The organism is Shinella sp. SUS2 (assembly GCF_001262505.1).
Lineage (GTDB): Bacteria > Pseudomonadota > Alphaproteobacteria > Rhizobiales > Rhizobiaceae > Shinella.
The window spans coordinates 271,683-287,766 of sequence record NZ_KQ410725.1; the positions used below are offsets into that span (position 1 = coordinate 271,683).

The window sequence follows — 16,084 nt, forward strand, 5'->3', positions numbered from 1 at the left end:
GTCCCTGGTTCCCCGAAAATCCACATGTCACCTGCCCTGTTCCAGGGCTAGAGCCGCCATGCGGAAGCAATCGTCACGGATACGGTATCGCCCGGTGCCGGTTTCTCACGGCTGAAGGCGCGCAGGATCTGGCCGTCCGCCAGCGCCAGCGTCAGGCTGTAGCGCTCTCCCTCGTAGAGCGATGAGCGGACCTGTGCCGCGATCCCCTCGCCGCCCAGCACCACATCCTCCGGCCGAACGAGAACATCGGCCACCATGCCGCCGTCGGACACGGCCGACGCCAGCAGGGTCCGCAGCACCTCCCAGCCGAGTTTTCGCGGAATTCCCGCAGTCACCGCAAGTGAAAGAACGGCGCCGCGGCCGATCAGGCTGCCGACAAGCCGCCCCTCGGGGCGGGCATAGATCTCCTGGGGCGGCGCAACCTGCAGCAGCTCGCCCCGGGACATGACCGCAATGTCGGTGGCGAGCGCCATGGCCTCGCTCTGGTCGTGCGTGACATAGACCATCGTCGCGCCGGAGCGCTGGTGGAACTCGCGAAAGGTCTCCTCCATCTCCTGTCGCAGGTGCCTGTCGAGATTGGCCAGCGGCTCGTCGAGCAGCACGACATCCGGCTGGGTAACGAGGCAGCGTGCAAGCGCGACACGCTGGCGTTGGCCGCCGGAGAGGTCCGCCGGACGGCGCTCGGCGAGATCGGCAAGGCGCACGGTCTCGAGCGCCTCGACGATCCCGCGGCGATAGGCATCCTTCGAAACGCCGCGCACCTTCAGCGGATAGCCGACATTGTCGGCGACGCTCATATGCGGCCACAGCGCATAGGACTGGAACACCATCGCCATGTTGCGCCGCTCGGGCGGCAGGGACTGCGCGGGATCGGCCAGAAGCCGCTCGCCGAGGAAGATCGCGCCGTCGCTCGGCGCTTCGAAACCGGCGATCATCCGCAGCACCGTCGTCTTGCCGCAGCCGGACGGGCCGAGCAGCGCAAGGAAGCCCCCGTCGCGCACATCGAGCGAGACGCCCTTCACCGCCGGCCGGCCGGTGCCGAAATCCTTGCTGACATTGTTGAGGATCAGCTTCGCCACGGCACCACTCCTTTCGGCAGGTGCTTCGCCATCGTTTCCAGTAGCAGCATCATGGCGACGACCATGAACACCACGAGCACCGAGAGGGCGGAAGCGAGATCCGAGCCACCGCTGTCGTCGAGATTGTAGATCACGACGCCGAGCGTCTGCGTACCCGCGGACCAGAGCAACGCCGAAACCGTCAGCTCATTGCAGGCGATGAGGAAGACGAGGATGACGGAGGCGCCGGCGGCGGGCGCCACCAGCGGGATCATAATATCCCTCAGACGCGCGAAAAAGCTGGCGCCGGCCAGGCGCGCCGCCTCCTCGAGCGCCGGATCGAGCTGGCGGTAGACGCTGACGACGGGTTTCAGACTGACCGCGAAGAAGCTCGCGAAATAGGCAATGAGGATGATCCAGATCGTGCCGTAGAGCGACACGTTGAAGACCGGCAGGGGCGCTGCGAAAACGAGGATGAAGGCGACGGCGATGACGATGCCGGGCAGCGCATAGGGAATCTCGATCAGGTTCGCCAGGACGCGCACCGTCGCACCCCGCCGGCGCGTCAGCAGGTAGCCTGCAAGCACCGACAGGGCGAGCAGGCCGATGGCGGTGGCGGTGGCAAGGAACAGGGAGTTGGCAAAGGCGGTCCGGGTGATCGCCTGCCGCAGCAGGACCTCCTCGAAAGCATGGAAGGACAGGGTGTCGATTGTCAGCGGCACGCCATAGGCCGGCACGAGCGCACCGGCCACGAGTGCGAGAAAGGGCGCGACCAGCATGACGAAGAGGAGGACCACCAGCAGGGGCAGGAAGACGAAGCGCCATCGGCCAACGGGAAGGCATGCCGCCGTACCGGCCTGGCCGAGAATGCGATAGTCCCGGCCGCCGAGTGCACGCTCCTGCACGGCAAGCCCGGCCACCGAAATCAGCACGATGACACCCGAAAGCAGTGCGACCTCGCCGAAGGTGCGATCCGTGAAGGCGGCGAACTTGGTGAAGACAAGGGTCGAGAGAGTGTAGATCGATGCCGGGATGCCGAGGATCGCAGGAATGCCGAAATTGCCGATACAGGAGACGAAGGCGATGGCGGCGCCGGCGATCATGCCAGGCAACGCAAGCGGCAGGACGATATCCCGGAACGTGCGCAGGGCCGAGGCGCCGGAAAGGCGCGCCGCCTCCATCCCGTCGCGGGGCATGTTCATCAGCCCGGCCCGCAGGGCCAGATAGACGAGCGGCGCATGCTGCACCCCGTAGAGCAGCGCAATCCCGCCGACCGAATAAAGCGGCTGCGGCGAGCCGAGCGGCGGCGCGATGTGCAAGGCCTTCAGGAGCGGGCTTGCGGGGCCGGACATCTGCACCCAGGCCAGCGCCGTCACCTGCGGCGGGATCATCATCGGCAGCACGAAGAGAAAGCTGAGCGTTCCCCGGGCCGGCATGTCGGTCAAGGTCAGCAGGAAAGCGAAGAGCGAGCCGATCGCCAGCGAGATGACCGTGCCCAGAACGGCGGTGACGAGCGTGAAGTACGTCGCCGACCAGAGCGCGCGATCGGTGAGCACGTCAAAGGCGCCGCCATCGGCGAAGGCGATGATGCCGGTCACCGCCAGCCGCGCCAGGGGCAGCACGCTGAGGACGACAACCACGCCTGCGATAAGCGGAAGCAGCCAGATCGGCTGGCTGCTTCCCGGACGAACATAACCGTACATGAACGTCGCGGCGCGCCTCAGTTCGAGCCGAAGGAACCGGAGAACGTCTTCAGGTCCGCATCCGCGTTCTTCAGCGCGGTCGCCGCATCGAGCGGCAGAACGCGGATGGTCTCGCGTGCGGGAAACCCTTCGGGCATGGCGATGCCATTGCGTGCCGGGATGTAGCCGAGCTTGACGAAGCCTTCCTGCCCCTCGACCGAAAGAACGTAGTCGACGAACTTCCTGGCCGCCTCGGCATTCTTCGAGGATGCGAGGATGCCGACAGGCTCGGTCACGGCGGAGACGCCCTCGGCCGGGAAGACGAACGCGACGGGTGCCCCTTTCGCCTTCTCGCGGATCGGCATGTAGTCGACGACCATGCCATAGGCCTTTTCGCCCGAAGCGACCGCCTTCAGCACCGCACCGTTGCCACCCGCCGCCGTGACGCCGTTTTCGGCGAGCGCCTTGTAGTAATCCCAGCCGAGGCCATCGACGGCCGCCAGCGTCTGGGTGTGGATGAGGGCGGCGCCCGACGTCAGCGGGCTCGGCATGGTGGCAAGCCCCTTGGCCTCCGGCTTCGTGAGATCCTGCCAGCGTGCCGGCTTCATGGCGGCCGCGGTGTTGTAGACGATGCCGGTGGTGATCAGCTTGGTCGAATAGTAATAGCCGTCCTTGTCATAGAGGCTGGCATCGTAGTTGCCGGCTTCCGGCGAGGCATAGGCGAGCAGTTTGCCGTCCTGCTTCAGCCGTTCGAGCGTGACGGTATCGGCGATCAGCAGCACGTCGGCAACCGGATTGCCGGCTGCGATCTCGGCCTGGAGCTTGGCCATGATCTTCGGCGTGCCATCGCGCACCCAGTCGACCTTGATATCGGGATTGGCAGCCATGAAGCCATCGACGGTCGCCTGCGCGTCCTCGTTCGGCTGGCTGGTGTAGAGTACGAGATTTGCGGCGGAGGCCGGCAGGGCGGAGAAACTGGCGGCGAGGAGGGCGGCGGCGGAAACAAGGGTTTTCATGGGAGCATCCTTCCGGGAACGTCATCGCTCCCTACCCCGGTCGCTTGACACCTATGTGACACCGCCGCCTGCACCGTGGCGACGGCCGGCATCCTGCGAACACGCCGCATGATGATGGAGCGTTGCCCTGCCCTAACTGACGGACGACCTGCCTATGTTCAGCGGCACATCCAGGAGAAAAATAGCCAGCTAAGGATTTTCCATCATTGCAGAACACCTTGAACCTGCGCCCTTCGACCACCGGAAGACCTTCCATCGATGGCACAGCGCGCCGGGCTTGCCGCTGGAGGTCGTGCCGATCGCACCGGAACCGAAAGTCCCTGTTGACGGATGCAAGCAGCGCTGGACGAAGGCCGTCCGATCCCGCTTTAACGTCCCGGCACGACATGTAGCGATCGGAAGACGATGCCAATCCACGAACTTGCAGCACTCGGCGCGGCAACCTGCTGGGCCCTGACGGGATTGATCTCGGCAGGCCCCGCCGGGCATCTCGGCGCTCCAGCCTTCAACCGGGCGCGCCAGATCTTCGTCACCGCGCTCCTGGTATGTTACGTCCTCGCCACCGGGGTCTGGCGCGACCTGGACATGGCAAGCGCCGGCCCGCTGCTCCTGTCCGGCCTGATCGGCATTTTCATCGGCGATACGCTGCTCTTCGAAACGCTCAACCGCCTCGGCCCGCGCCGATCCGGCATCCTCTTCGCGCTGAATGCGCCGATTGCCGCGCTGCTCGGGTGGCTGGTTCTCGGCGAGACCCTGTCGCTCTTCGCAGTGGCCGGCATCCTGCTGACCGCGTCGGGCGTGCTGCTCGCCATCGTCTTCGGCAAGCGCCGGGCGCAGATGCATCAATGGGAAACGATCAAGGGACCGCTTTCCATCGGCGTGCTGCTCGGTATCGGCGCTGCGACAGGTCAGGCTATCGGCTCCATCCTCGCCCGACCGGTCATGGCGACCGGGATCGATCCCTTCCTGGCCTCGCTGCTGCGCGTCGGCGTCGCCGCCTTCTGCCTCAGCATCCTGATCCAGCTACCGATTCCCTCCGTCAAGCCGAAGGGACCGCTGACGCTGAAGGTCGCTGCGCTCACCGCCCTGACCGGCATCCTCGCGCTCGCCATCGGCATGACGCTGCTGCTGTTTGCCCTTTCCGGCGGAAAGGTCGGCATCGTCTCTACCCTGTCGGCCACCTCGCCGGTGATGATCCTGCCCATGCTTTGGCTGAAGACCGGCGAAAGGCCCGCCGGCGGCGCCTGGGCCGGCGCCCTCCTGGTGGTCGCCGGCATGGCTCTGATCTTCATGTAGGAGCAGCGTGCGCCGTCGCGGGAACACTTCGGGATGTCACCGCCGATACCGCCAGAGCCGGCCCCGCTCATCGCCGAAGGCTTCGAGCCAAAAATCCCCGAGCCTGTTCATTTCTGCCGAGACGGCACGACGAGCAGTCGCGACCAGGAGAGACCTTCCCCTTCACAGGTGATGCGCAGGACCTGCATGGAGCCGGCCCCGACGGGAAGGCTCCATGTTGCGGGATCCGCGAGCGTGCATGCGGAAAGATCGAGCGCTCCGTCATCGATCAGGTCCACCGCCGCAAGCGGGCCAAGCCGGTCATAGGGCTCCATCGCCGCGGCCAGCTGGTCGGCTGCAATCTCCCACCGCCGGCGCAGTTCCCCGGCCGTCAGCCCGTAGCGGGTTCCGTCCAGGTAGCGGACATCGATGCCGGCCTGCATGGAATAGGTCATGACATCCGGCGTTTCGTCCCGGGCCGATACGCCGCCCGCCGGCAGGGCCTTTCGCTCGGACAGAAGGTCGAAGGCATCCCGGCGCTGGGCCAGCGCCTCGTTCCGGATGCTCGGCGTCAGGCCGGATGGATCGCTCTCATAGTCCGGCACCAGCCGTGTCCTGTAGACCGGCCAAAGTGCCTCCTGCGCCGTAGCCGCATCGATGAGCACGACGAAAACCGTGCTGACGGTCGCGTTGTAGGATCCGAGATTGTCGCTGACGGTGCGCAGGACGAGAATTTCGCGGGCACCGACCCCAAACACCTCGTCGCGCACCGAGAGCGCGTCCGGCGGCGTTGCCATCGCCGTTGCGGCGGACCAGGTGAAAACCATCCCCGACACGAAGCCCGCCTTGCCCATCGATGTCATGCCCGGCCTCCTCGCGGTTCGGCTGCAATCCGTGCCGGCCGGCCTACCTCCCCCGCCTGGCACCGACCGAAGGTAAAAATACGGGGGCCCGCGGAACCGGCACCTGCGGCCTCAGTCTTCAGGACCGTAGCCCGGCATCCGGTAGATCCTGCCGGGTTGCCTCTGGATATCCGGCACATAGACCTTGGCCATCCATTCCTCGTCCTTGACGTCCTCGATCGCGACCGACACGAGGTCCTCGCCGCAACCAAGCGTCGTCGTGACGGCCAGGGTAAGGGCGTCGGAAAGTGCCTTCTTCTGCTCTTCCGTGCGCCCTTCGACCATCTTGAGTATCACATGCGGCATCGCTGCCTCCCTGTCGCGTTTCGCAGGCCGTGCTTCGCAGTGCCTACGGCCATTGTTTTGCCCATTCCTTCAGCTCCGCTCTTGCCTTCTCCGGCCAGCCCGTCACCGGGGCGGGAAAGACAGCGATCTTTTCGCCGTCCGGCTTCCAGGCCACATAGGCGCGACGGTCGCTCGAGGAGAGGAAGACCAGCCCCGCCTCGTCAAGGCATGCATGCGGGCGGCACGCAGTGCCGACGAAGTCGTCTCCCTTGAACTCACCGCTTCCCACGCCGCTCATCAATTGCTGGAACTGCGAGAAATCCGAGCCGAGCACCATCTTCAGGCTGGCGGCGATCTCGGCATTGGCAAAGGCGTCAGAGGGATGTGCGAAGGTGCGCTCCCGCAGATTGCCCCAGCCGCGCGTTTCGTCCGGCTGGAAGGCCACCGGCGCAAGCGGCGTCATGCCCCGGTCGGCGGTCCATTGCCAGCGCTCGGTATCCCGCCCGGGAACGCTCGCCGTCGAGAACAGCAGTGCCGGGCCATCCACCGAATGCGACACGGGCGTGCAGCTGTCGAGGGGACCGTCTATGCGCGGCGCCCCCTTTTCGGGAAAGGACAGCACGAAGGGGGAACCTTCACAGGCATTGCCCCCGACCGAACTTGTGCCCACGACCACGGCCGTGCCGCCGAAGGCGTAGACGTCGTCCAGAAAGATGAGCGCATTGGTGTGCAGTTCCCGACCGTCGACGGTGAGCACCTTCTCGAAATCCCGCTCCTTGATCTCGATCGTGCGGCCCGCGATCTTTTCCAGCTCCACCGCGCCGGCGGATGGGGCAAGGCCGGCAAGGCAGCCAATGAGGGAAGCCGTGAGAATCAACCGTCGCGTCATGAAAATCTCCTGCACCGTGCCTGCAGGCTAGCCCGGCGCGGCCGTCTATCGCAACCGGGCAATCCCTTTTCAGGCAGGCAGCAACGGCGGCTGCCGCGAAGACGTCACGCCTAACCAGCGGCCAGATAGGGCATCACCTCCAGCGCGCCGCGATAGATCATGTCGAGCGCGACATAGAGGATGATCGCAAGGCCGACATAGGCGATCCAGCGGTGCCTGTTGAGCAGATTGGCGATGAAATTGGCCGCGATGCCCATCAGCGCGATCGAGAGCGCAAGGCCGATGATCAGCACGCTCGGATGCTCGCGCGCGGCGCCGGCGACGGCAAGCACATTGTCGAGCGACATGGAAACGTCGGCAACGACGATCTGCGTGGCGGCCTGAAGGAAGGTCTTTTTCGGCGTGTCCTGCAGGCTCGCCTCCTCTTCCCCGCCATGGCCGGCATGCAGCTCGCGCCACATCTTCCAGCACACCCAGAGCAGCAGCAGGCCACCTGCGAGCAGGAGGCCGATGATCGCAAGCAGATGCACCGCGACCGTCGCAAAGGCGATGCGCAGCACGGTCGCCGCCAGGATGCCGACGAGGATCGCCTTCTTGCGCTGCTCGGCCGGAAGACCCGCCGCCGCAAGACCGATGACCACCGCATTGTCGCCCGCGAGGACGAGATCGATTGCAATGACCTGCAAGAGCGCCGTCAGTCCGGCCGCTGTCAGAATTTCCATGCTCCGTCACCTATTGGTATGCGCCGGCTGACGAACGTCTCGAAGGCACCGGCGATTGATGTGTTGCCCTGCGCGACCGGATCGGGTGCCCGCCGCGTCCCGCATGCCCATTCATCGCCGAAAGCCGGCGTGAGGTCAAAGTGCCACACCAACAATCCCCCGCCGCTTTTTGCCGCCGTCGGGCGCCGGCCCTGCGGCTCCCTCATGCGCAAACCGCCAGTTCTCAGGCCGCCGCAATCGCCAAGACGCAGGGTCGACGATCACAGGAAGGAGCCGGCCGAAAAGGGTGGCCGGAGCATGCGGCATCATCCCGATTGCAGGCGAGCGGTTGCTCGCCTATTGCATCTTCGAGGACGTCTCATCGGGAGGACACCGTTTGGCCCTGTCTCGCAATCTCATCAGCCGCCTGAAGAACCCGGCATTGTTCGAAGCGATCGGCGATCCCGCCTGGCTCGGCCTTGCCGCCGACAACCCCATCTTCGCGGTCTTCAATCCCGCCACCGGCGCACATCTGGCCGACATCCCCGACATGGGCGTCGTCGAAGCACGCACGGCGATCGAGCGGGCCGGCGAAGCCCAGACCGAATGGGCCGCGCGCACCGCGCGCGAGCGGTCCGACACGCTGTGGCGCTGGCACCAGCTGATCGTGCAGCACACGGACGACCTTGCGACGATTCTGACCGCAGAGATGGGCAAGCCGTTTGCCGAGGCGAAGTCCGAGGTCTCGCATGCCGCGGCCTATCTGCAATGGTATGCGGAGGAAGCGAACCGGGTCTATGGCGAAACGATCCCCGCCCCCTCCCGCGACCGGCGCATGATCGTCATCAAGCAGCCGATCGGCGTCGTCGGCGCCATCACGCCCTGGAACTTTCCTGCCTCGATGGTCGCGCGAAAGATCTCGCCGGCGCTTGCCGCCGGCTGCACGGTCGTTCTCAAGCCGGCAGAACAGACACCCCTCGTGGCTGGCGCGATGTTCGCGCTGGCGGAAAAGGCCGGCTTTCCGCCGGGCGTCGTCAACCTGATCTATGCCGCCGAGGGCGACGCCATCGGCCGCGAACTCTGTTCCAATGCGACGGTGCGCAAGATCAGCTTCACCGGCTCCACGGAAGTGGGACGGCTGCTGATGCGGCAATGCGCCGACCAGGTGAAGAAGCTCAGCCTGGAGCTCGGCGGCAACGCCCCCTTCATCGTCTTCGACGACGCGGATGTCGATGCTGCCGTCGACGGAGCCATCCAGGCGAAGTTCCGCAATGCCGGCCAGACCTGCGTTTCCGCGAACCGGCTCTATGTGCAGGCCGGCGTGCACGACGAATTCGCACGGAAATTCACCGAGCGGGTGCGCACGCTCTCCGTCGGCGACGGTTTCGACCCCGATGTCGCGATCGGCCCGCTGATCGACACCCGGGCGCTCTCCAAGATCGAGGCCCATGTCGCCGATGCGGTCGACCGTGGCGGCAGCATCCATTGCGGCGGGAAACGCATCGAGGGCGCCGGCACCTTTTTTGCACCGACCGTGCTCACCGGCATCTCGCGCGACATGCGCATCGCACAGGAGGAGACCTTCGGCCCGCTCGCCCCGATCATCCGCTTCACGGATGCCGATGCGGTGGTGCGCGAGGCGAACGACACGATCTACGGCCTCGCCGCCTATTTCTACGCCTCCAATCTCAGCCGCGTCTGGCGGGTGGCGGAGGCCCTGGAATACGGCATGGTCGGCATCAACACTGGCCGCATGTCCTCGGAAGCCGCCCCCTTCGGCGGTGTCAAGCAGTCCGGCATGGGACGGGAGGGCTCCCGCCATGGCCTGGAGGACTATCTGGAGATGAAATATCTCTGCATGGGCGGCATCTGACGGCAAGCCCCGGCGAACCCGCCGGGGCCGCTCATCCCTTCCCGATCCACCGGCATGCCCTGCGCGCGCGCAGAATTCGGCCAGCTTAGCGGCCGCCTAATCAGCGCTGAATCAAACGCTCATGTCGGCGCTTTCCGCCTTCCACTACACATCGACCCCGATACAGCAGCAGGGGCCGGTGCTCCGGAAACGGGAAGGAAAGCGGCATGGCAGTGGAAAAAGTGGATACGCTCGTCATCGGTGCCGGTCAGGCGGGCGTTGCGATGAGCGAGCACCTCGGCAGACGCGGCCTTGCCCATCTCGTTCTCGAAAAAGCCCGTATCGCCGAAAGCTGGCGCACCGCCCGCTGGGACAGCCTCGTTGCCAACGGCCCGGCCTGGCACGACCGCTTCCCCGGCCTGACTTTTCCCGGCCTCGAGGACGACGCCTTCGCCCCCAAGGAGCAGGTGGCCGACTACTTCGTCACCTATTCGGAGAAGATCAAGGCGCCGATCCGCTGCGGCGTCGAGGTCAGGTCCGTGCGCAAGGAGGGAGACATCTTCCGCGTCGAGACCTCCGACGGCGTGATCGAGGCGAAAAACGTCGTCTCCGCAACGGGTGCCTTCCAGCGCCCGGTCATGCCCGCCCTGGTGCCGGCGCAACAGGGCCTCACGCAGATCCATTCCAACACCTACCGCAATCCGGGTCAGCTGCCCGAGGGCGCAGTGCTGGTGATCGGAGCCGGCTCTTCCGGCACGCAGATCGCCGATGAGCTGCTGCGGGCCGGCCGACGCGTCTATCTTTCCATCGGCCCGCACGACCGGCCGCCGCGGCGCTACCGCGGCAAGGATTTCTGCTGGTGGCTCGGCGTGCTCGGCATCTGGGACCTCAAGGTGCCCGCGCCGAACACCGAGCACGTCACCATCGCCGTCAGCGGTGCCTATGGCGGCAACACCGTCGATTTCCGTCGCCTCGGCAATCGAGGCATGACCCTGCTCGGCCGGGCCGAAAGCTTTTCCGGCGGCGTGCTGCATGTCGCCCCAGACCTTGCCGACAATATTGCACGGGGTGATGCCAACCACCTCTCCCTGCTCGATCGCGCCGACGCCTATGCCGCCGAAAACCATCTCGACCTGCCGGAGGATCCCGAAGCGCGCCATCGTGAGACGGATCCGGCCTGCCTGACCGATCCGATCCTCGCGCTCGACCTCAAGGAAGCCGGGATCAGCACCATCATCTGGGCGACGGGTTATGCGGTCGATTACGGCTGGCTGAAGCTCGACGCCCTCGACGAAAAGGGCCGCCCCGTCCACGACCGCGGCGTCTCCAGGGTGCCGGGCCTCTTCTTCGTCGGCCTGCCGTGGCTCTCTCGCCGCGCCTCCTCCTTCATCTGGGGCTGCTGGCACGATGCGGATTACCTTGCCGGCTACATCGCCGAGCACCGCGGTACGGAGCGGATCGCCGCGGCCTCCTGAAATCCGACGGCGCCAAAAGCCCGCAAGGAGGAAGCGAGCATGCCATGAACCGACATTCCGCCCCCGAAGACGAGCCCGTCATTCACAATCCCGAGGAGCGTGCCCTTTCCGCGCGTGCGAATCTGTTCCTTAATTGGCGCCTCAACAGGGGAACAGACATGGTGTTGCGCTTCACGCTCCGGCAACTGGAATATCTCGTCGCGGTCGGGGAATTCGGCTCGGTCACCGAGGCGGCCGAACGGGTCAACGTCTCGGCCCCATCCGTCTCGGCCGCGATCTCGCAGCTCGAGAAGGAATTCGGCATCAACCTCTTCGTGCGCCGTCACGCGCATGGCTTGTCGTTGACCCAGGCCGGCCACAGCTTCGTCGCGCAGGCACGGCAGATCCTCTCAGAGGCCGCAAAGCTCAACGCCCTTTCCAACGAACTGACGGGCCAGGTGCGCGGGCCGCTGCATGTCGCCTGCCTCGTCACCTTTGCGCAGGCCGTCATCCCCTCGCTGCGCCGCGCCTTTTCCGACGCCTATCCCGACGTCGATTTCTTCCAGTACGAGCGCGACCAGGCGCGCATTCTCGAAGGCTTGCGCATGGCGCGCTTCGACATCGCACTCAGCTACGACCTCGACATTCCCGCCGACGTGACCTTCCACGAGCTTGCGGTCCTGCCGCCCTATGCGGTGCTGCACGAGGATCATCCGCTGGCCGGCCGCAGCGGTGTCACGGTGGAGGATCTTGCGTCCCATCCGATGATCCTGCTCGACCTGCCGCACAGCTCGGCCTACTTCCTGTCGCTCTTCCGCGAGGCCGGCCTCACACCGCATATCGCCGAGCGCACACGCGACATGTCCGTGATGCGCGCCATGGTCGCCAACCGCTTCGGCTATTCCATCGCCAATATCCGGCCAGTCTCCACCTATGCGCTGGATGGCGGCCGGCTGACTTTCGTACCGCTGACGGGAAACCTGCGTCCGATGCGCATGGGCATCCTGTCGATGGCCGGTTCGACCCCGGCACTCACCGTCCGGCGCTTCATCGATTTCTGCGGCGAGACGATCCGCGGCATGGGCATGGACCTGCCGGTTTGCGCCGATGCCGCCCAGCAAGAGAAAGGCAATTCATGACGACGACGACCGAATGGCGCGAGCGCGCCGCGCGCCTGAAGCTCCGCAACGGCCTCTACATCGACGGAAGCTTTCGCGAGGCGGCGAAGGGCGGCCGGTTCGAGACCGTGAACCCGGCCAATGCCGAAGTGCTGACGGCAGTTTCCCGCGGCACCGCTGACGATATCGACGCCGCCGTGGCCTCTGCCCGCCGCGCCTTCAACGACGGCCGCTGGTCGGGCAAGTCGCCGGCCGAGCGCAAGGAGGTGTTGCTGCGCCTCGCCGTCCTCATCCGCGACAACATCCCGGAACTCGCCCTTCTCGAAACACTCGACGTCGGCAAGCCGATCACCGACAGTTCGACCATCGATGCGCCCGGCTCCGCCCACTTCTTCCAGTGGCATGCGGAGGCCATCGACAAGCTCTACGACGAGATCGCGCCCACCGGCCGCGGCGATCTCGCCCTGATCCGCCGCGTGCCGCTCGGCGTCATCGGCGCCGTCGTGCCGTGGAACTTCCCGCTCGACATGGCGACGTGGAAGCTCGCGCCGGCACTCGCCACGGGCAATTCCGTGGTGCTGAAACCGGCCGAACAATCGCCGCTCTCCGCCTTGATGCTGGCCGAACTCGCCTCCGAGGCCGGCCTGCCGGACGGGGTGCTGAATGTCGTGCCCGGTTATGGCGAGGATGCCGGCCGGGCGCTCGGCCTGCATGGCGATGTCGACGCGCTCGTCTTTACCGGCTCGACCAAGGTCGGCAAGCTCTTCATGACCTATGCCGGGCAAAGCAACATGAAGCAGGTCTGGCTGGAGACCGGTGGCAAGTCGCCCAGTCTGGTCTTCGCCGATGCCGATCTCGACAAGGCGGCCGAGATGGCGGCCTTCGGCATCCTGTTCAACTCCGGCGAGGTGTGCTCGGCCAACTCGCGCCTGCTGGTGCACCGCTCCGTGCAGGAGGAGTTCACGCAGAAGGTCATCGCCGCCACCGCCGCCTGGCCACTCGGCGATCCGCTCGATCCCGCAACCCGCATGGGCCCGCTCGTCGAAAAGGCCCATGCCGACCGCGTCGCCTCCTATATCGACATCGGCCGCAAGGAAGCCCGCCTCGCCCATGGCGGCGAACGCGAGACACGCAACGGCTCGGATTGCTACATCCAGCCGACGATCTTCAACGACGTCGCGCCGGATGCCCGCATCGCCCGCGAGGAGATTTTTGGTCCCGTCCTCGCCATCACGCCCTTCGACAGCGACGAAGAGGCGCTGCGCATGGCGAACAACAGCGAATACGGGCTTGCCGCATCCGTCTGGACGAAGGACCTTTCGCGTGCGCTCTCCCTCTCCGACCGTCTCCACGCTGGGACGGTTTCGGTCAACACGGTCGACGCGCTCTCGGCGATGACACCCTTCGGCGGCATGAAGCAGTCCGGTTTCGGTCGCGATCTCTCCCTTCACAGCTTCGACAAGTACTGCGCGCTCAAAACCGTGTGGGTGAAATACTAGGCATCGGCCGCCCGGCCATCGACCATCAGGGCGCCGGCTCCCGCCGCGATCACATGCATTGCGGGGGGGCCGGCGCCAAATTTTTCATAATTGACTGAAATCAAAAGATATTTTCCAAGAGACTGAATATCCTCGCATCGATCGAGGATATCGGGCCGTCCGGCAAACAGTCTCGATTAGCCTGAACCTAATCCATGCTTCCGGAACGCATCATTTACCCGAAGCCCTTCCCCCAATCCTATAGCCTCACAAACCCCGAGGATTGCCATGCGTGACGCCAAATACGACATCCTGTTCGAACCCCGCGCGATCGGCCCGCACGTCGCCAAAAACCGGTTCTACCAGGTGCCGCATTGCAACGGCGGCGGCTACCGGGACCCCTCGGCGGCGGCGGCGATGCGCGGCATCAAGTCCGAGGGCGGCTGGGGCGTCATCTTCACCGAGCAGACCGAGATGCACCACACCTCGGAAATCACGCCTTTCATCGAGCTGCGCCTGTGGGAGGACAAGGACATTCCCGGCCTTCGCCGCATGTCCGACGCGATGAAGGTGCACGGCGCGCTCGCCGGCATCCAGCTCGCCTATTCCGGCATCAACGGCCCGAACTTTTATACCAAGGAAGTGCCGCTCGCCCCCTCCGCGCTGCCGATCCGCACCTTCACCAACGATCCGGTGCAGGCCCGCGCGCTCGACCTCACCGACATCAAGAATCTCCGCCGCTGGTTCGTCAACGCCGCCAAGCGCTCGAAGGTCGCCGGCTTCGACCTGATCTGTCTTTACGGCGCGCACGGGTTCGGCATCTTCCAGCACTTCCTGTCGCGCGCCACCAACCAGCGCACCGACGACTATGGCGGGAGCCTGGAAAACCGCTCGCGCTTCGCCCGCGAGGTGGTGGCCGATATCCGCGATGCCGTCGGCGACACGACGGCGATCACCATGCGTGTCAGCCTGGACGAGACCATCGGCGAACTCGGCTTCTCCAATGCGGAGGTGCGCGAATTCGTCGAGATGAACGCAGACCTGCCGGACCTCTGGGACCTCGCGCACGGCGCATGGGAAGACTGTTCCGGACCCTCCCGCTTCAAGGAGGAGGGCGCGCAGGAAATTCTGGTGAAAGGCATCCGCGAACTGTCCTCGAAACCCGTCGTCGGCGTCGGCCGCTTCACCTCGCCGGATGTGATGGCGCGCATGATCCGCCAGGGCGTGCTCGATTTCATCGGCTGCGCCCGCCCCTCCATCGCCGATCCCTTCCTGCCGAAGAAGATCGAGGAAGGCCGCATCGACGACATCCGCGAGTGCATCGGCTGCAACATGTGCATCACCGGCGACATGACCATGTCGATCAGCCGCTGCACCCAGAACCCGACCTTCATGGAGGAATGGCGCAAGGGCTGGCACCCCGAGCGCATGAACGAGAAGGGCGAGAGCCAGACCGTGCTCGTCGTCGGCGCAGGCCCGGCCGGGCTGGAGGCCACCCGCGCCCTCTCGCTGCGCGGCTATGACGTGACGCTCGCCGAAGCCACCACGACGCTCGGCGGCCGCGTCTCGCGGGAACGGCTGCTGCCCGGCCTTTCCGCCTGGGGCCGCGTGGTCGATTACCGCCAGTACCAGATTTCCCAGCGCACCAATGTCGAGACCTATTTCGACAGCCGCCTCACCGCCGAGGACGTGCTCGGCTTCGGCTTCGAACATGTCGCCATCGCGACCGGCTCGCGCTGGCGCCACGACGGCGTCGCCCGCCAGCATGTCGTGCCGATGCCGATCGATCCCGCCATGACCGTCTGGACGCCCGATGACATCATGGGGAAGGTGCACCCGGAAAACCTCGCCGGCAAAACCGTCGTGGTCTATGACGACGACCACTATTACATGGGCGGCGTGATGGCCGAGGTGATGGCCAAGGCCGGCGCGAGCGTCATCCTCACCACGCCCTCGGCCTACGTCTCCGACTGGACGCGCAACACGCTGGAACAGGGCGCGATCCATATGCGCCTCGACGATCTCGGCGTCGACATCCGCCTCAACCGCGGCGTCACCGCCATCCGCGCCGGCGAGGTCGAGACCAACTGCACCTATACCGGCCGCCGGAAAACCATCGGCTGCGACGCCGTGGTCATGGTCGCCTCGCGCCTTGCCGAGGATGCGCTCTACAACGACCTTCTCGCCCACAAGGACGACTGGGCCGACGCCGGCATCAAGAGCATAAAGATCATCGGCGACGCCAGCGCCCCGGCCCCCATCGCCTGGGCGACCTATGCCGGCCATCGCTACGCGCGGGAACTGGACACGCCCGATATCGGCGACGACCTGCCCTTCCGCCGCGAAGTCACCCAGCTCGAACCGGCGTGAGGAG

General features: G+C 65.8%; 13 protein-coding genes. 6 read left to right on the top strand and 7 right to left on the bottom strand.

Going from position 1 to position 16,084, the window contains the following annotated elements; genetic code table 11:
* Positions 1–47: 47 nt before the first annotated feature.
* From AKG11_RS06440 to AKG11_RS06450, 3 genes are read right to left on the bottom strand one after another with little or no spacing between them, the layout of a single operon-like run.
* Entirely contained in the window at positions 48–1,079 is a 1,032-nt protein-coding gene (locus AKG11_RS06440) for an ABC transporter ATP-binding protein (RefSeq protein WP_050743310.1), read from the bottom strand.
* Positions 1,067–2,761: an ABC transporter permease gene (locus tag AKG11_RS06445; protein WP_050743311.1), complete on the bottom strand. Its 1,695-nt coding sequence runs from the start codon at positions 2,759–2,761 to the stop codon at positions 1,067–1,069. The genes AKG11_RS06440 and AKG11_RS06445 overlap by 13 nt, the downstream gene beginning before the upstream one ends.
* 17 nt (positions 2,762–2,778) lie before the next feature.
* Positions 2,779–3,756: an ABC transporter substrate-binding protein gene (locus tag AKG11_RS06450; RefSeq protein WP_050743312.1), complete on the bottom strand. Its 978-nt coding sequence runs from the start codon at positions 3,754–3,756 to the stop codon at positions 2,779–2,781.
* 405 nt (positions 3,757–4,161) lie between these two features.
* Here AKG11_RS06450 and AKG11_RS06455 point away from each other — a divergent pair, with 405 nt between their 5' ends.
* Complete coding sequence (locus AKG11_RS06455) at positions 4,162–5,052, top strand: DMT family transporter (RefSeq protein ID WP_050743313.1); 891 nt, start codon at positions 4,162–4,164, stop codon at positions 5,050–5,052.
* A gap of 107 nt (positions 5,053–5,159) precedes the next feature.
* Here the strand turns inward: AKG11_RS06455 and AKG11_RS06460 are convergent, their stop codons facing one another.
* The 4 genes from AKG11_RS06460 to AKG11_RS06475 all read right to left on the bottom strand — a co-directional run bounded on the left by AKG11_RS06460 (position 5,160) and on the right by AKG11_RS06475 (position 7,829).
* The gene (locus AKG11_RS06460) at positions 5,160–5,894 is read right to left on the bottom strand and encodes a hypothetical protein (protein ID WP_050743314.1); all 735 of its coding nucleotides are present in this window, start codon (positions 5,892–5,894) and stop codon (positions 5,160–5,162) included.
* Between the two features lie 111 nt (positions 5,895–6,005).
* Positions 6,006–6,239, bottom strand: a complete 234-nt coding sequence (locus AKG11_RS35675; RefSeq protein WP_023512526.1) for a tautomerase family protein — start codon at positions 6,237–6,239, stop codon at positions 6,006–6,008.
* Positions 6,240–6,282: 43 nt separating this feature from the next.
* Positions 6,283–7,107, bottom strand: a complete 825-nt coding sequence (locus AKG11_RS06470) for a hypothetical protein (RefSeq protein ID WP_050743315.1) — start codon at positions 7,105–7,107, stop codon at positions 6,283–6,285.
* A 110-nt stretch (positions 7,108–7,217) separates the two neighbouring features.
* Positions 7,218–7,829, bottom strand: a complete 612-nt coding sequence (locus AKG11_RS06475; RefSeq protein ID WP_050743316.1) for a TerC family protein — start codon at positions 7,827–7,829, stop codon at positions 7,218–7,220.
* Between the two features lie 376 nt (positions 7,830–8,205).
* On the opposite strand from AKG11_RS06475, the gene AKG11_RS06480 reads away from it, so the two are divergent.
* From AKG11_RS06480 to AKG11_RS06500, 5 genes are all read left to right on the top strand, one after another.
* The gene (locus AKG11_RS06480) at positions 8,206–9,681 is read left to right on the top strand and encodes an NAD-dependent succinate-semialdehyde dehydrogenase (protein ID WP_023512523.1); all 1,476 of its coding nucleotides are present in this window, start codon (positions 8,206–8,208) and stop codon (positions 9,679–9,681) included.
* Positions 9,682–9,887: 206 nt separating this feature from the next.
* Positions 9,888–11,135, top strand: coding sequence for a flavin-containing monooxygenase (locus tag AKG11_RS06485; RefSeq protein ID WP_050743317.1), 1,248 nt, complete (start codon positions 9,888–9,890; stop codon positions 11,133–11,135).
* A 44-nt stretch (positions 11,136–11,179) separates the two neighbouring features.
* Positions 11,180–12,253, top strand: a complete 1,074-nt coding sequence (locus AKG11_RS06490) for a LysR family transcriptional regulator (RefSeq protein ID WP_245290143.1) — start codon at positions 11,180–11,182, stop codon at positions 12,251–12,253.
* Positions 12,250–13,731 (top strand): aldehyde dehydrogenase, encoded by a 1,482-nt coding sequence (locus AKG11_RS06495; RefSeq protein ID WP_050743319.1) that lies wholly within the window; start codon positions 12,250–12,252, stop codon positions 13,729–13,731. Before AKG11_RS06490 ends, AKG11_RS06495 begins: the two co-directional genes overlap by 4 nt.
* A 267-nt stretch (positions 13,732–13,998) precedes the next feature.
* Positions 13,999–16,080: an oxidoreductase gene (locus AKG11_RS06500; protein WP_050743320.1), complete on the top strand. Its 2,082-nt coding sequence runs from the start codon at positions 13,999–14,001 to the stop codon at positions 16,078–16,080.
* Positions 16,081–16,084: the final 4 nt, after the last annotated feature.

What these genes read in the sequence shown, in the direction of transcription:
- AKG11_RS06445 (WP_050743311.1), bottom strand. Translation starts at nt 2,761, where the DNA reads ATGTACGGTTATGTTCGTCCGGGAAGCAGCCAGCCGATCTGGCTGCTT.
- AKG11_RS06450 (WP_050743312.1), bottom strand. Translation starts at nt 3,756, where the DNA reads ATGAAAACCCTTGTTTCCGCCGCCGCCCTCCTCGCCGCCAGTTTCTCC.
- AKG11_RS06455 (WP_050743313.1), top strand. Translation starts at nt 4,162, where the DNA reads ATGCCAATCCACGAACTTGCAGCACTCGGCGCGGCAACCTGCTGGGCC.
- AKG11_RS06460 (WP_050743314.1), bottom strand. Translation starts at nt 5,894, where the DNA reads ATGACATCGATGGGCAAGGCGGGCTTCGTGTCGGGGATGGTTTTCACC.
- AKG11_RS35675 (WP_023512526.1), bottom strand. Translation starts at nt 6,239, where the DNA reads ATGCCGCATGTGATACTCAAGATGGTCGAAGGGCGCACGGAAGAGCAG.
- AKG11_RS06470 (WP_050743315.1), bottom strand. Translation starts at nt 7,107, where the DNA reads ATGACGCGACGGTTGATTCTCACGGCTTCCCTCATTGGCTGCCTTGCC.
- AKG11_RS06475 (WP_050743316.1), bottom strand. Translation starts at nt 7,829, where the DNA reads ATGGAAATTCTGACAGCGGCCGGACTGACGGCGCTCTTGCAGGTCATT.
- AKG11_RS06485 (WP_050743317.1), top strand. Translation starts at nt 9,888, where the DNA reads ATGGCAGTGGAAAAAGTGGATACGCTCGTCATCGGTGCCGGTCAGGCG.
- AKG11_RS06490 (WP_245290143.1), top strand. Translation starts at nt 11,180, where the DNA reads ATGAACCGACATTCCGCCCCCGAAGACGAGCCCGTCATTCACAATCCC.
- AKG11_RS06495 (WP_050743319.1), top strand. Translation starts at nt 12,250, where the DNA reads ATGACGACGACGACCGAATGGCGCGAGCGCGCCGCGCGCCTGAAGCTC.
- AKG11_RS06500 (WP_050743320.1), top strand. Translation starts at nt 13,999, where the DNA reads ATGCGTGACGCCAAATACGACATCCTGTTCGAACCCCGCGCGATCGGC.